Origin of the sequence: Proteus faecis, from assembly GCF_030286765.1 — a bacterium.
Lineage (GTDB): Bacteria > Pseudomonadota > Gammaproteobacteria > Enterobacterales > Enterobacteriaceae > Proteus > Proteus faecis.
Map to the genome: position 1 here is coordinate 27,364 of NZ_JASVWV010000008.1, position 14,089 is coordinate 41,452.

Below are 14,089 nucleotides of genomic sequence, written 5' to 3' on the forward strand. Positions count from 1 at the left end.
TAGTATTTCTTTATAACTTTCAAAATTCAGGTATATTTAAATTTTAATTATTGCAATTTTTATCTGTGAAGATAAAAAGAGAACCTGAATAAATATTATTTATTCAAAGTTGTATAAGTTTAGTAACACAATCACTCTCGATATTTGCATTATACCACATAATCATAATTCAATTCACATATTTTTACATTATTTAATAATACCCACTATCAACAATCCCCCTCACCTCATTCAGCCTCACCGCTATCCGTTTGGCTGCCTCTAGCTCACTAATACCATGCTCTACCATCAGTTCTTTTCGCTCTGCTTTTTCCTCTTTTTCAGTCATACCTAATGCAAGATATAAGCTAGGAGGAACAGCACGAAATAGCGCTTCAATACGACTGGCGAGGACAACACCTTCGGTATAACAACGGGGGGTTTTGGTTGCTGATAGCAACATGGCTTTTTGTTCTGGTGTAAGCTTCTTAAATCGAGCGATTTCTTCAACTTCTTCAGGTGGAATCACTAAACACAACCACCACTCAATCATATTTAGCATCTTCTTCGACGTAGACGGAAAATCCTCTAAATTTTGGGTTGCTAGCCATAACCATGCACCCAATTTACGCCACATCTTGACGACCTTAACCACATAAGGGGCAAGCAATGGGTTAGTGGTGATCATATGGGCTTCATCTGTGGCAAAGACAATTTCTCGTTCTAAAAACTGATCTCGTTCTGCAATATTATTAATGGTGTTGACTAATGAGGTATAAGCAACGGCTAAAGGGGCTTCATAGCCTTCTCTGGCTAATGTACCAAGATCAATTAATGTGACGTCAGCTTCCGACCAATGTTGTCCTTCTCGGTTAAATAGCTCACCCAAAAAGCCTTGCATAAATACACTAAGCGATTCCCCCATATTTTGGGCTCTTGCTCGTCGAATATCAGGGCGATGTTTATCTTTTGCAAAGGCGTAAAAGGTATTTTGCAAATCAGCGGTGATCATCTGCCTATCTTCATTCCATGCATTGTTGGCACTCACTAAAATAGCTTCTCGCATCATGCCTCTATCTGCACGTTCTAGCTTTGCTTCTTCTTTGGCTTCACCACCGGTTATCATTAATCGTGCAACAATTTCGAGTTCTCCTAAAATATCTCGCTCATCTACTTCGTCGGTTTCATCTGCATCAATAACCTCACTAAGCTCATCTTCATTGATAGGCTTTACCGTGGTTTTAATAAGCTTATAAGCGTCAGCAAAAGGCGCTAATGAAATTCCACAACCTGGTTTAATGCTAAGTTTATTCACACTCAAGCCTAACTCAGCACAATAATCAGCAAACAACCCAAATGAGTTTCCTGCCTCGGCAATAAATAAGCGAGGTCGATGAACCGCCATAAGTTGAGTAAATAGACTATTGAGTGTTGCGGACTTGCCTGAACCCGTAGGACCGAAGAGTACCAAATGGGCATTTTTAGAACGATCAGCACTATTTAAAGGATCGAAAGTCAGCGGTGCGCCACCACGATTAAAAAAGGTAAATCCTGCATGACCGGTTCCCGTATCACGGCCAAAAACAGGTAACATATTGGCGATATGTTGAACAAAAGTCAGTCGGGTATACCAATGTTTTTTATCCAATTCGGGATTAAAGCACATAGGCAAAGCACGAAGATAAGCATTCAATGGCGCAATATCATAGTCAGGTTTAATTGGTTGTAGCCCTGCATTTAGCAATACTGAGGTTATATGGCGTTGATGACTGTTGAGCCCTTTTAAGGTTGCGCCTGATAAATAAAACGTCATACTCGCACGATAAAGTTTATGTCGTTCACCAAGATAACTTTTTGCTGTTTGAGCATCAGCACGCACTCTGGCTGATTCACTGTTTTCGCCTATTGCATTTTTCGCAAGATGGTTAAAACGCTCTTCCAGTTCATCCTGTGGTTGTACCACTAATGTCATTGATATCACGGTGCCTTGTGGTAACAAATCCATCAACGCATTGATATTATCCCCTTTGCGCGTTTCTCCTGTTAAATGCCCTACGGTAGGTGCTCGACGAAGCCTATCAATATTAATTGCTTTATGAGGGCGATTATCAAACCACCAAACGCCATTTTCCACATCCGCTTTAGGCGGTGTAAACATCAATGTTTCGCTAAAATCATTGAATATCGGGAGCCCACTGTTGACAGTGTCAACATGGGTCGCCGTGCGATAGAGCGTCTCTTTATCAACCCAATCAGGCTCAGGATTAAACCAGCGTAACAGCCATGCATGAATATCTTCACCCTTTTGCCTAGCCGTAGTAATCCCCGCGCCTAATAGCGCAGAGCATAAACGCTCACAGACTTGATTGAGTTGTTCTTCTGGTGAAAAAGGCTCTATTGCATTCGAATTAACATAACGATAAATCACCATACGGGTGCGCCGTTGCTGACCGCGCCATGGTGCCCCTGTTACTGCCTTATCAACAAACAAGCCTTGGGGTACTGCAAGCCCTCGCATATGCCGTTCAATGACCTGTAAATATGCTGTCGTAAAAACAGAACCTTGCGCCCATGGTTTAATGTAATGACGTAATTTGTCGAGATATTCCGAAGGTTCGGCTTCATCTTGGCAAAAAAACTGGATCACCCAAGGATGACTATCGCGTTCTTCAAAACTGTCTTGAAAAGCATCTTCCACAATATCGCGAATTTCTTCTAATCTTGCTTCTGTTCTGCCCTCGGTACCCACAGGGATCACTTCAAAAACCGCACCCACAGAGACACCATCATCCAACAATAAACATTGGCTATTGGGTAAATATTCAACCCAAGGGAGAAAATCAATAAATGAGGCATGATTAGGGTAAAGTGACTTCACCGCTTCTTGCGTTAATTTGCCACTTTTTTTCATCAATAAGCCTCCACTCGTTCGTTGGGTAAGGCATATTGCACTTTGCTATAAAAAGGAAAAACCGTGCTATAACTGGGAATAGGCGTAGGCTCAGAACCCACAAAATGCGGATAAATATAGATAACCATATCGGGATTAGGTAAACGAGGGAAATGATGTTGAACGTTCTCTTTAGCCTGCTGAATATCACTCTTATTCACAAGATGGCGAGGTGGATTATCTGATCCAGTTAACCCTCGTCGAATTGCTCTTTCTTGGTATTTTTCTGTCTTTATTTCACCTACTTTGCTTTGCCAAATGTCACGCATAGTATTGTGACCTGTGGGTAAAATCTCCTCTTTAGAAGTACTACAACCCGTTAATAGTAATATCATCACTAACGATACATGAGTTCCTTTCATTAACTATCCTTAGTCCAATTCATTCTGCTGACTTATATCGAAATCGTATTTAACTTTACGTCCTTGCACTTCATAATCGATAGGAATAGCACGAGTAATATGCACCGCAACTTGTGCACCAGGAGGCACATAAATCGCATCAAACATTTGGCCATATCGTGCTTTAACCCACTCTGCAATTTCGTTAGTTCCTCCCGATAACGCTTTACCTAATACCGCCTTTCCTGCATTCCCCGTTAATGAATTCATCACTGATAAACCGTCACTTGCTTTTGTGGTTTGGCTTTCAGCCATCATTGACGATGCAGCACTACTGGCAGAAAGTGCAAATAAAGTCGGTAGATAAGTGGAGGCATTACTTTTACGAGTTCCAGAAAGGCAAGGTACGCCCTGTTCATCAGAGAGCCAGCCGATACTGCCCCCTTGCGATTTATCATGGCGTCCATCTGTCGATGTTGCCGATTTAGGTACAGTCCGAATTGAGCCATCTTTAAACACAAAGGTAATGGAATGAATATCACCACGGACGCAAGATAATACCCAATCGCCTGTTGCCGTACCTGAAACCACAGCACCTTCAACATCAGGTAATTCAATACCATTTGCGGTGAGATTTTCCTTACCAATAAGGATTTTAAAAGGATAGGGATCGGTGACTTTACCCTCTATCGGCACTCGACCAAGTAATGCCGTCATCGCTTGGCTTCCCATCAACGTGGCATTTTCAGGTAAGGTATAAACAGGATGTTCTGTAAATTGAATGTGTTGTTGTTTTTTTGCAGTAAGATCGAGCTTTGCTTTTTGTCGGCTGATTTCATTATCTTCTAATTGACGGAATGACGTAGGGTATTGAAATGTACTTGTGCCATTGACCGGCTTTGCATTATTTTCATAAGCAATCCCCTCTAAGGGATCAATCCAAACCGTTGTTTGTTGATCAGATTGCTCAAGCGCTAAACCAACGGGTAATTCCGTCTCCTTTGCCTTAATATTTTGTTGTTCATTGATTAAAATATCCAATAAATCAGCCAATCGTTGCTGTTCATGATAAAGCGTTTGCTGGGCTAAATTACCTTCCTCTTGTGCTTTCGTTACCGCTTCCTGAATACGACTTTCTACATTGTCACTTCTGTTTTTTAACTGCGTATTTTCAGTCAATAACGCCTTACTTTGTCTCTCTAATTTCTCCTGATTTATCTGTATGGCTTTAATTCGCCCTAGTAAAGTACGCAAAGTATCCTGTGCTGTATCACCTTCAATGCCCAGAATGCGTAATTCTTCTTGTGTTAAATCTGTTATAGAGGAATGGTTAGTTGTCTCTTGTGCTGATTGAGTGTGATCGCAAGACTTTACGCTTACCATAATCACGACCAATAACACGACAGGAATAATTATCTTCAACAAGATATTTGAGCTTATTTGCATAACTTAATCTTCCTTTGTGGTTAATTCAGGAAGAAAAGCATTCTCTAAGCGCCCTTTTGTCACCAAGTAAACAACAGTGGTATCTTCAGGTGTTCCCTTTGCACCTAACCAACTATGTTGAAAAGTTGCGCTATAAAAATCACCTTGTAGATCTTTAGGGTTAAGCAATACCTCTTGCGCTCGCTGATTACGTAAACTGAGCGCCACTACGCTGTAGCTTTGCAATCCCCATGCACCTAATGGTTTTATCTCAATACTTTCACTTGGCAGTAATGAGGTCAGTTTTTCGGGTGATGGCATGGCAAGAGAGTGCACACCTATCAATGGCTCAAGCGTGCGAAGAGGTGCATACAAACTTTGTGAAGCGAAACGGGTTAACGCAATAGGGATCGGTGGCATTTTTTGGCTTTTATTCGTGACCGTATTTTGCTGTTTGGCTAACGTTTCCTCTTGTGGGTATGCCAACTTCACAGGCTCTAAGGCTTCTTTTCCTTGTTTAGCATTGATATCTAATAAAATCATCTCGCCATTTTCAACATCTTGAAGCACCAAACGAGTATAAAAAAACGGCGCTTTTGCCAGTAAATAAACGACACCGCCAGCGCTTTGTATTCTCAGTTTTCCTTTTAATTCAGGTGGAAAACCGACTCGCACATTACGTTCAATAAACACAATACGCTCTTCATTTACATGCAAAGCGACTTTTAGAGGAATACGTTCCCACTTCATTAATTCAACAGCTTGAACGGGCAAGATAATAAAACAGAGCAGAAAAAATACGTGTTGTTTCAAGCGCATTACTGAAGCACTCCTTTCTTTTCATCCTTGATAGTGGGAACAACTTCTAAACGTTGGGGAATATCGAAAAAACAATCTAGTGCGAGACCAAAGGGATTGATTTCAGGGTTCTTATCCCAACGAACAACCTTTAAGGGATAGCGAACTAATGAGCGTTTAACCGGTTCTGCATTTACATACTCATCAGTGACTAAATCAAGTCGAACACGCCAATTATCGCGATCAACAATCGTGACACTCTCTTCCTTATAGCCTCGTTCTGGGATTTCAGATACACCACGAACGCGATCACGAGATTCCCCCAGATCTTTACGTTGTTTCGCATCTTGCTGTAATAGCAGTTCACAATTTGGCGTTAAATATGCCGATAATGAATTGATCCGATAGGGATAATCCACATCGCCATTTTTCGTCCAACTATTGAGTTGTTGAAAAATATAAAAGCTAAAAGCATAAACGGTTGGCGGAGGAATTTCCCACCAAGCTCGAGAGCTTCCCGAACGTAAATCAGGCGGATTATGAATAGTTAAATGCCGAGGTGATGTGAGCCAGCCAAATAAGGCGAGTGCGACAATAAAACAGAGAGCGCCACATATTACTCTTAATGTGAGAACATGATGATCACGTGCATTGAGTGCATTTTTAAATCGACTCATGTGACTCCTTACAATGAAAAGTCACTGAACGTAAACGCCGTAGTGATAACACTTGGCTACGACAAATTAATCGACTTCCCCCCAAACCACACGAGCTTAAAAACCATTCTATACGGCGATAAAGGTAGTTTTCAGGCTTGCCTCGTTTAAAACGAGCTATTAATCTTCCCCCTAAAATAATCGTGACTAATGGCATTAATAAAGACACTATCGGCAAGGCTATCCAACCTAAAAAAGGTATAATCGGAATAGCAATAATCAAGCCACTAAAAACACTTAATAGTGCCGTTATTCCTAGCTCTGGCGTTGTAAAACCGCGAAAAACAACAGGCTCGGCATTTAACCTATCAGGCATAAACTCAATTGTTGACATACCTTTCCTTAGAGCAACACGGTTGCTGCTTTTGAAGCTAACCAAATCACGACAACAATTAAAATCACACCGACAACATAAAGCATGCCAAACTTTGCCCACGTTGCTTTACCGTCGCGCACTTCAGCAAAAGTGGCAATAATGGCATTGCCAACCGCTAACATCGCCACAGCGGAAAGAATTAAACCACCAAGCACAATACCATCATTAAGATAGCCCGAAATTTGCCCATAAAAGGTTTTGTCTGTACTGCTTTTAGGGCCTTCCACCGTAGGTAAATCAGCCCAAGCCATAGAGCTACCTAATAATAAAAGCGAAAAAACACGAATAAGAGAGTGATAGAAAAAACGTAGAGAAAACAATCCCTTTTGATACATAGAGATATCCTTATATGAAGTGAAAAATACCCAATACTATTGGGCAAATAAAAAGAGACTGATAACAATCAGCAATACAGTACGAATAACAAAGCGGATCAGCCCTTGCTCTGTAATACACTCCGAAGCATATCCTTGATAAACATGCAGTAATCCCCACCCAGACCATAACAAAAGTAATACAATCAAAATCCCAACAAATAAAGGATGCAGGGATGTCGGTGCAACATTGCCACTCGCAATGTTGAATGCATTAATTTGTGCTTCACTCATCGATGATGCTCTTGCTGATATTGCGCTGAGAAAGGAATTAAAGCGCTTGGCTGGGCACGAGAGGGATTGAGATAGTGTTTAAGTCCTTGGCGTATTACCTCAATATCCTGTTTGATTTGTTGGTAATCCAAGTAGAAACGAGCGGGTTGTTCACGTTTAAGGGCTTCAACATTAGCGGAGGCTAATCTCGCATCAAGGTAATCGAGTTGTTTTATAGCTAAAGCAAGTTCATTTGATTCAGAAGCATAGGCTAATGGTGTTATTAATATCCCCAATAAATACCACGTTCGAATTTGAATAATTCGCATAAGTAGACCTTCTTAGATGCTGTTGTATAAAGAAAGCAGAGTGGCAGAGAAAAACTGGCTAAGCAGTAGAAAAGCAGAAATAGGTAAATGGAGATTTTAAGGGGACTAACGCCTCACTGCGTGAGTTGTTTAATCCCTTTCCCATAACGAATAAATTCATTATGGGAAAGGGATTTTGATTTTAATAATTATTATATTTTGAAATATATAAACTTACTTCCATTTAACTTAGTCAATTAAATTTAAATTCTTAATATAAAAATATTTCTCTAAATAATATATTGCCTTATTTGAATATGGCTCTGCTATTTTCTCTCTGTTATACTTTTCTTCTCTTCTAGGACTGGTATATGTATTTATGGGATTAGTAATTAAAGAGCTATGTGTTATTGTCGATCATAATTGCCCCGAATGGCTAATAACCCAGCCTGAAGGGAATCCAACTATTGATTATACTGATGGCTTGAAAATTTATGCTATTTTTAAAAGACAATTTCTTTCAGGTAAAAGAAGACGTAATAGAAAGCAACGTCAACTGGGAGATAACTGCCCTTTGATTTATGCTTTGAAAAAAAAGGATGATTTATATACGAATATTTCTAGTATAAAAAAACTCAACGATAGCTTCAAAGTTATTTGCAATAAATTTATGGAGTTAGAACCTAAAGGATATCAATTAATAATATCAATGCCTTCAGCCCATAATATTAGCCATATTATCGCAAAACGTTTAGCAAAAAAATTTAATGCCTCACATTTAACTGATATTTTAAGAAAAATAACAGTCGATAATGCTTTTCAACTTCTCGATAGAGCGGATGTTAATGTTGAAGAGGCTAAAAGTCTTAGTTTCAAAATTAAATTACAAGCAAAAGAAGTTGGACTTAAAGGAGAGTTTTCACTAAAAAGTATCCCTACTGAATTTAGGAATATATTCCCACCATTTGTTTTAAGTACACCATCATCATCCAATACTGAAAAAATAAGAATATTGCTTGTCGATGATCTTATGGCTACAGGAACAACATTAACTACAGCTAGAGATATCATTGCACAACAGTATCCAAACGCCATTATACATGCTATTTGCCTATTCAGCTCAATAAAACGGCAAAACAAAAAGACTTGATAATATCAAGATAAACGGGTATAAAGGCGCTATAGAGTGTGCTTGAGTCTCCCCGCTCTTAAAATCCAGATGAGACCCGCGTAAGCACCTGACTGAGGTCAGCTTGTAAAGAGCAAGTATCAGTCGATTAGGCAGCGGCTAATCCTTCAACACACATTGTTGTCGTAGAGAAATATCAAAAGGAGAACTTAGGTTCTCCTTTTACTTTTTAATCTTATGTGAAAAATTAACAAAGTATTCTTCCTTTCAAATTTCGTTACTACTATTTATCTCGTCCTTTATACATACTTCTTAAAACTCTCTGCTATTACAAAAATAGTCATCCCTATTAAAAATGTTGAATAATCAGAAACTAATTTTGTAATAAAAACACACTTGTTACACCATAGATATACAAAAAGAGAGCCTAAACTCTCTTTCTGCATCCAATAAATATTTATTTTATAGATTTCAATAAAGTATTAAAAACTTCATTCTGCGATGCTCTGATCTTTTTTCCTTTTGGAGTAATAAAAGTCACTTCTTTTCCACCACGACTACAAGCAGTACTAACGGTACTTCCATCTTTTCGAGTCTGAATAATTTGCGGTGTTTGGAAAAAAGAAGGTTCTGGTATCACTGATATTTTTCTTTTCATTACCGTGCTCATTCCATCGCATCTCAATTAATAAAAAGGAATAATCTCTACAAATACTTCTTAAAGCTCCCCACCGTCACAGAAATAGCCATTCCTATCAACAAGATAGAAGGTAACAGCAAGATATTCGGATAAACTGCAAATGGCAGTGACAAGTACAATACACAGGGGATATAAATTGCAGGCTTGATTATTCGCTTGGCATGATGATAAAGAAAACTCGATTCATAAGCTGCACCATATCGACGTAAATCACGTCTGACCAAACCATCAACAATGCCTACCATTATCACTAGAATAAACAATGGAATTGATAGCACGAGGATCATGGCTCGCATCATCACTATTTGTAAAACAAAGAATGTCGCGAGTAGATATTGTTCCCCTATTTGAATCGATTGTATTACTCCTACATTAATCCCATCAGTAACACCATTACCCGTTCTTATGGCGGATAATGGTATTTTCAGCAAACTATCCTGCATCCATTGCGAAAACGCCGTGATCCAATAAATTACTGTTATTACTGGTGAAGATAAAAATATGCTTTGTGTAAACCCCTCAGCAAAATAAGTTCTTTCAATCAGCATGATTTGGTAACTATGTTGTGCTCCCTCTTCCGCCCAAAAGAAGAAAATACCGATATATTCCACTATCAAACTAAACAAAAGTGAAGCCAACAAAACGCCAATAATCTGCCAAGGCAACTCCCACAATAATGTAGTGAAAAAACCACGTTTTTTCGGTGATACTGGCAATGGAGTTGATGATGTATTTATCTGCGACATATCATTTTTTAAATTCACTGATTGGCGAGAATACTATCAGACCACCAGGTATCACTCGTTCTATAATGTTGTCGCATGTAATCCACAATTTGGTTCATACTCTCAGGCATTAACAGATCCGCTTTATCTGAAGGTAACGGCATTCTTAATTTCCAAAGTTGCCCTCCATTTAATAATGCAAAAGCCTGCCCTTTAGGTAGATTGATAATATTTGCAGGCGTGATTAAAGGCGTTCTAACGGTGCTTACTCTATCTTGTGTGTTCGAGGTAAAATCACCGCTCATATCAGCATTAGAAATATCGGTTACTCCTGAAATCAACATTTTGGTATACACCTCAACTTCAGGTAATTGTTTCGTCAATAGCTCTGCGGTTTCAGTATGTCGCACTCGCAACATCACCACACTATTAAAATTACCCACAACCTGCGCCGCCTTTGCCACACTCCCAACTCGTGCCTCAATATCAGGTAAAGTCTGCGTATAGGCTGTTACTTCAATTCCAGCACCACCACCTTTGTTGATCAACGGAATAAACTCGTCTCCCATCAATTCATTGAATTCATCACAATGTAGACTAATTGATACCTTTTTTTCATCCGCATTCGGCAAACCATCATTAATGCCAAACTTATAAATATGTCCGGTAACACTCACTAAATCGGCAAACATGGCGTTCCCTACCGCTGTAGCGATTTCTGGATCAGACAATGCATCTAATCCCACATACACAATGCCTTTTTTACGTATCACCTGTAACCAATCAAAAATAGGGCGAGGATCAGAAATATCTGCGTAATCAGGAGAAATTAATTCAGCAATTTTTCCTGAGGTCAGCTTTTCTAATAACGGCAATAAACTTGCCACAATCTTGTCGTAATACTTTCTGTCATAACGAACAGAAGAGCGTAAGCTCTCTAATATCGGATCGAATATCGCTTTTCCTTCATTACCATTTAGCACTTGTTCAATCGCAACAACACGCAAGGAACGTCCTTCCATATATCGTGGAATATCACGTTCATCTAATATTTGGGTGAAATTTTCGATGTGTTGCCATAACTCAGGCTTATGCTTTGTTAGCCAATACTCAGCATAGATTTCAAATAATGATTCGATATTATTCACATAGCGCTGAATGATACTAAAACTAGGTCGTTGTCCTAACGCAACTAATGCTCTGGCAATAATATTCACAAAACGCCATGCAAATTCTTTAAATGCAGTACTGCTTCCTTCATGGCTTAATTGACCAGCGATACGTGAGGCAACTTCTGAAATCCGACTAAAACGCCCAACGGCATTATAACGAGCACTGATATCTGGCCATCCAAGGTGAAAAACGTAAAACTCATTATCTCGCTCAGCTCGATGCGCTTCGGCATACATTCGTTTGAGTAAATCGGCATCACCTTTAGGATCAAAAACAATGGTGGTATTACCTCGCTGAATATCTTGAGTGATTAACAATTCAGCAAAACGTGTTTTACCCACTCGAGTTGTGCCTAGCACCAACATATGCCCCACTCGCTCACTTAAGTTTATAGAGACATTTACCTCTTTTAACTCAATCCCATGTATTGCAGGGTTTCCGCCAACGGGTGGTAATGGGCGAACGGGATTAAATATCGAATCAGATGCTAATAATGAACATAGTGAAGGGAAATGATATTCATAGCGTTGTTCAAATTGACGTGCCACACGATACAGCTTAGGTGGGCAAATATATTTAGCAACCTCAGGGCGTAACGTATCAAGTAATCGTTGTGTGTGCTTTTGTTCCCATAAAAACCCTTTTCCTAAGAAGAGTTGATGATGGCTTACAGGAATATTGTTACTCGACATCGCATAACGTTTTAAACGACGAATGTTACGGCGATAACGTAAAACGCGACTCCCTTGAATAACTCGCATTATTGATAAAATAGCAAATCCTGATGCCGTGACATAACTAACAGATGGTGCTAAAGCCACAGCCCAAGGTGCAGTAATACAAAGATAACTTGCACACGCTGTCACGATAGCGGTATTAAACTCGACCGCAGGACGTAATAAGGCTTCAATGACATAGCGATCGCTCATTGTTCTAATCCCTTATCACTGATTAACACAGGATAATGTGTAAGCCCTAATCTTAGCGCTAAATCACTTCCTGATACTGGCAATAACGTCAGTCCTTGCGCTAATTCATTTAGCTCATCCCACGCCGTTTCAGTATCAATATTGACCACATAGCCCACTGCATTAAGCTCAATCAGTTGTTCCTTTTTCTCTGTTAACCAACGTCGAGAAAAATCATCATCACCAAGTAAAAATAGCGGTGACATTCCATTTAAATTCAGTGTTTGATTTGCTTGGTAACCCGATGTTAATTCTGGTGTTCTTACCGGCAATAAGCTAACTAGGCTAGGTGTTGACAGTGTCAACACATCGGAAGGTGATGAAACTTTATCTTCGTTATCAGGTGGTGATATAGCTTGAAAATAGTTCTCGGTTAATTGCCCACCCAAATCAGCGACAACAATTAATTCGGTTTGTTTCGTATTAAGTGGCGGTATTACTTCCGCAAAACAGGGAGATATTCCAACGGAAATAAATAAAAAAACTAATCGACTCTTTGCCATCCTTGCGCTCCTTGTTGTAAAACGATTGGCATCATTCCATTGCCATGCTTTAGCCATATCCCATTATCATGGTTTAACGTGATATGGCGATTTTTTACCTTTTCGATAGGAATATGATGTTTTTTAGCCCAATTTCGTATCACATCATCTTTCCCCGTGCTTCCCACTAAATAGATATCAATAGGTTGATTTTGCTTAATAAGTTGGGCGAGCTTGGCCTCACAAACAGGGCAATTTTCTTTCAAAAATAAAGCCTGACGACTTTCTCTTATTTCATTTTGAATCGGTAAAATTTCAGGATAAAGACGAAGCCACGCTTGATTAATCTCTCGCTGAAAAGCCAATTCCGCTTCTACACGCTGAAATTCTTGCTTCACCACTAATTCAGCAAAATAACGTCGCTCTTCATAAGTACGCGCTTCAATGCCTAATAAAGTTAAAGGATCTAAATTCGGTGAAAACAGCCCTCTTTTCCCCTTTTTTAGCATTTCATAACGTTGCCATTCTTTATCTGTTAACTTCCATTCTTGAGCATTTTCAGCGATTAGTGATTGTTCTAATGCTTGTTGTTCTGTTTTTAAAACTTGATGCTGACTTTGATCTGCCATTCCTTCTGTTGACACTGTCAACACGCTAATACCCAATAAAATTAGAAATTGAGAATTCAATATAGACTGCATTTTCATTTCAACATCCTATTAGCTGATGATGTTGAATTCGTGAGTATTTCTAGTGGTAATTGATAACCTACGCGCAATGAATGACAAACAATTCGTTGTACTACATCAATCTCAAGTTGCCATGCAGCACCAGCCAATACTTGCAGTGCCTGCTTTAAACGCATAGGCCCTAATTGATGATGCACAACGGGGAGTTTTTGGTTATAGAGCACCTGATTAGAAGGCGTTGTCTTACATAAAGAATATCCAGAAGGTTGTAAAACATAACGCATCGCATCACTCACTGTGGAACGTTGAGAAGCTGGGATATGAATATCAATCACTTGCTCTAGTGGTTCGCGTTGAGCCAACGTTGGAGATGTATTTATTAATAAATAGCGATCATAACGCACAACTTTTGGTATCGTTGCATAGAGATCGGGCTGTACTATTTGAGTGTTTTTATTGAGAATAATGGGGCTAGGTTCAGCTTCAGGTTGTTGAAGTTTTTCTTTGGGAGTACAAGCCGTTATAAATAACGCAGTGAAACAGATTATAAAGGATATGGGTTTGTTCATAAGGACTCTCTGTTAGAAAGAGCCCGACTTTGATGGATTGTTGGTTAAGGGGCAATGAGGAAGTATTTTTGGGGAGAGATAATTAAATTCATAAAAAGAAGGAAATTACGATGAGTTACTACTTTTAAATAATAATATTTTTAATAAAAAAATAATACAAAAATCTTAAAATGA

At 39.2% G+C, this 14,089-nt stretch carries 16 protein-coding genes; 1 reads left to right on the plus strand and 15 read right to left on the minus strand.

What is annotated here, in order from left to right; genetic code table 11:
• Nucleotides 1-193: 193 nt before the first annotated feature.
• From QSH13_RS11465 to QSH13_RS11505, 9 genes are read right to left on the minus strand one after another with little or no spacing between them, the layout of a single operon-like run.
• The gene (locus tag QSH13_RS11465) at nt 194-2,890 is read right to left on the minus strand and encodes a conjugative transfer ATPase (protein ID WP_286039193.1); all 2,697 of its coding nucleotides are present in this window, start codon (nt 2,888-2,890) and stop codon (nt 194-196) included.
• Nucleotides 2,890-3,291, minus strand: a complete 402-nt coding sequence (locus tag QSH13_RS11470) for a TIGR03751 family conjugal transfer lipoprotein (protein ID WP_281010549.1) — start codon at nt 3,289-3,291, stop codon at nt 2,890-2,892. The genes QSH13_RS11465 and QSH13_RS11470 overlap by 1 nt, the downstream gene beginning before the upstream one ends.
• A gap of 9 nt (nt 3,292-3,300) precedes the next feature.
• Nucleotides 3,301-4,716: a TIGR03752 family integrating conjugative element protein gene (locus QSH13_RS11475; RefSeq protein WP_286039192.1), complete on the minus strand. Its 1,416-nt coding sequence runs from the start codon at nt 4,714-4,716 to the stop codon at nt 3,301-3,303.
• A gap of 3 nt (nt 4,717-4,719) precedes the next feature.
• On the minus strand, nt 4,720-5,514 hold the full coding sequence (locus QSH13_RS11480; protein WP_286039191.1) for a TIGR03749 family integrating conjugative element protein: 795 nt from the start codon (nt 5,512-5,514) through the stop codon (nt 4,720-4,722).
• Complete coding sequence (locus tag QSH13_RS11485) at nt 5,514-6,170, minus strand: PFL_4703 family integrating conjugative element protein (RefSeq protein WP_286039190.1); 657 nt, start codon at nt 6,168-6,170, stop codon at nt 5,514-5,516. The genes QSH13_RS11480 and QSH13_RS11485 overlap by 1 nt, the downstream gene beginning before the upstream one ends.
• Nucleotides 6,157-6,543, minus strand: a complete 387-nt coding sequence (locus tag QSH13_RS11490) for a TIGR03750 family conjugal transfer protein (RefSeq protein ID WP_286039189.1) — start codon at nt 6,541-6,543, stop codon at nt 6,157-6,159. Before QSH13_RS11490 ends, QSH13_RS11485 begins: the two co-directional genes overlap by 14 nt.
• A gap of 8 nt (nt 6,544-6,551) precedes the next feature.
• Entirely contained in the window at nt 6,552-6,920 is a 369-nt protein-coding gene (locus QSH13_RS11495; RefSeq protein ID WP_286039188.1) for a TIGR03745 family integrating conjugative element membrane protein, read from the minus strand.
• A gap of 36 nt (nt 6,921-6,956) precedes the next feature.
• Nucleotides 6,957-7,193, minus strand: coding sequence for a TIGR03758 family integrating conjugative element protein (locus tag QSH13_RS11500; protein ID WP_286039187.1), 237 nt, complete (start codon nt 7,191-7,193; stop codon nt 6,957-6,959).
• Nucleotides 7,190-7,501, minus strand: coding sequence for an integrative conjugative element protein, RAQPRD family (locus QSH13_RS11505; RefSeq protein WP_286039186.1), 312 nt, complete (start codon nt 7,499-7,501; stop codon nt 7,190-7,192). Before QSH13_RS11505 ends, QSH13_RS11500 begins: the two co-directional genes overlap by 4 nt.
• Nucleotides 7,502-7,859: 358 nt before the next feature.
• Between QSH13_RS11505 and QSH13_RS11510 the strand changes: the two genes are divergently transcribed.
• Nucleotides 7,860-8,630, plus strand: coding sequence for a phosphoribosyltransferase (locus tag QSH13_RS11510; protein WP_286039185.1), 771 nt, complete (start codon nt 7,860-7,862; stop codon nt 8,628-8,630).
• A gap of 436 nt (nt 8,631-9,066) precedes the next feature.
• On the opposite strand, the gene QSH13_RS11515 is transcribed toward QSH13_RS11510, so the two are convergent.
• From QSH13_RS11515 to pilL2, 6 genes are read right to left on the minus strand one after another with little or no spacing between them, the layout of a single operon-like run.
• Nucleotides 9,067-9,267: a methyl-CpG-binding domain-containing protein gene (locus tag QSH13_RS11515; protein ID WP_286039184.1), complete on the minus strand. Its 201-nt coding sequence runs from the start codon at nt 9,265-9,267 to the stop codon at nt 9,067-9,069.
• A 47-nt stretch (nt 9,268-9,314) separates the two neighbouring features.
• Nucleotides 9,315-10,055 (minus strand): TIGR03747 family integrating conjugative element membrane protein, encoded by a 741-nt coding sequence (locus QSH13_RS11520; protein ID WP_286039183.1) that lies wholly within the window; start codon nt 10,053-10,055, stop codon nt 9,315-9,317.
• 14 nt (nt 10,056-10,069) lie between these two features.
• Nucleotides 10,070-12,136 carry a type IV conjugative transfer system coupling protein TraD gene (gene traD / locus QSH13_RS11525; protein WP_286039182.1) on the minus strand — a complete coding sequence of 689 codons (2,067 nt, stop codon included), beginning with the start codon at nt 12,134-12,136 and terminating at the stop codon, nt 10,070-10,072.
• The gene (locus tag QSH13_RS11530) at nt 12,133-12,678 is read right to left on the minus strand and encodes an integrating conjugative element protein (protein WP_286039181.1); all 546 of its coding nucleotides are present in this window, start codon (nt 12,676-12,678) and stop codon (nt 12,133-12,135) included. The genes traD and QSH13_RS11530 overlap by 4 nt, the downstream gene beginning before the upstream one ends.
• Nucleotides 12,660-13,364: a TIGR03759 family integrating conjugative element protein gene (locus QSH13_RS11535; RefSeq protein ID WP_286039180.1), complete on the minus strand. Its 705-nt coding sequence runs from the start codon at nt 13,362-13,364 to the stop codon at nt 12,660-12,662. The genes QSH13_RS11530 and QSH13_RS11535 overlap by 19 nt, the downstream gene beginning before the upstream one ends.
• Entirely contained in the window at nt 13,361-13,915 is a 555-nt protein-coding gene (gene pilL2 / locus QSH13_RS11540) for a PFGI-1 class ICE element type IV pilus protein PilL2 (protein ID WP_286039179.1), read from the minus strand. Before pilL2 ends, QSH13_RS11535 begins: the two co-directional genes overlap by 4 nt.
• Nucleotides 13,916-14,089 lie beyond the last annotated feature (174 nt).

Coding starts and splice junctions, on each gene's coding strand:
- QSH13_RS11505 (WP_286039186.1), bottom strand. CDS start 7,501: ATGCGAATTATTCAAATTCGAACGTGGTATTTATTGGGGATATTAATA.
- QSH13_RS11490 (WP_286039189.1), bottom strand. CDS start 6,543: ATGTCAACAATTGAGTTTATGCCTGATAGGTTAAATGCCGAGCCTGTT.
- QSH13_RS11520 (WP_286039183.1), bottom strand. CDS start 10,055: ATGTCGCAGATAAATACATCATCAACTCCATTGCCAGTATCACCGAAA.
- QSH13_RS11465 (WP_286039193.1), bottom strand. CDS start 2,890: ATGAAAAAAAGTGGCAAATTAACGCAAGAAGCGGTGAAGTCACTTTAC.
- QSH13_RS11510 (WP_286039185.1), top strand. CDS start 7,860: ATGGGATTAGTAATTAAAGAGCTATGTGTTATTGTCGATCATAATTGC.
- QSH13_RS11530 (WP_286039181.1), bottom strand. CDS start 12,678: ATGGCAAAGAGTCGATTAGTTTTTTTATTTATTTCCGTTGGAATATCT.
- QSH13_RS11535 (WP_286039180.1), bottom strand. CDS start 13,364: ATGAAAATGCAGTCTATATTGAATTCTCAATTTCTAATTTTATTGGGT.
- QSH13_RS11515 (WP_286039184.1), bottom strand. CDS start 9,267: ATGAAAAGAAAAATATCAGTGATACCAGAACCTTCTTTTTTCCAAACA.
- pilL2 (WP_286039179.1), bottom strand. CDS start 13,915: ATGAACAAACCCATATCCTTTATAATCTGTTTCACTGCGTTATTTATA.
- traD (WP_286039182.1), bottom strand. CDS start 12,136: ATGAGCGATCGCTATGTCATTGAAGCCTTATTACGTCCTGCGGTCGAG.
- QSH13_RS11485 (WP_286039190.1), bottom strand. CDS start 6,170: ATGAGTCGATTTAAAAATGCACTCAATGCACGTGATCATCATGTTCTC.
- QSH13_RS11500 (WP_286039187.1), bottom strand. CDS start 7,193: ATGAGTGAAGCACAAATTAATGCATTCAACATTGCGAGTGGCAATGTT.
- QSH13_RS11480 (WP_286039191.1), bottom strand. CDS start 5,514: ATGCGCTTGAAACAACACGTATTTTTTCTGCTCTGTTTTATTATCTTG.
- QSH13_RS11470 (WP_281010549.1), bottom strand. CDS start 3,291: ATGAAAGGAACTCATGTATCGTTAGTGATGATATTACTATTAACGGGT.
- QSH13_RS11495 (WP_286039188.1), bottom strand. CDS start 6,920: ATGTATCAAAAGGGATTGTTTTCTCTACGTTTTTTCTATCACTCTCTT.
- QSH13_RS11475 (WP_286039192.1), bottom strand. CDS start 4,716: ATGCAAATAAGCTCAAATATCTTGTTGAAGATAATTATTCCTGTCGTG.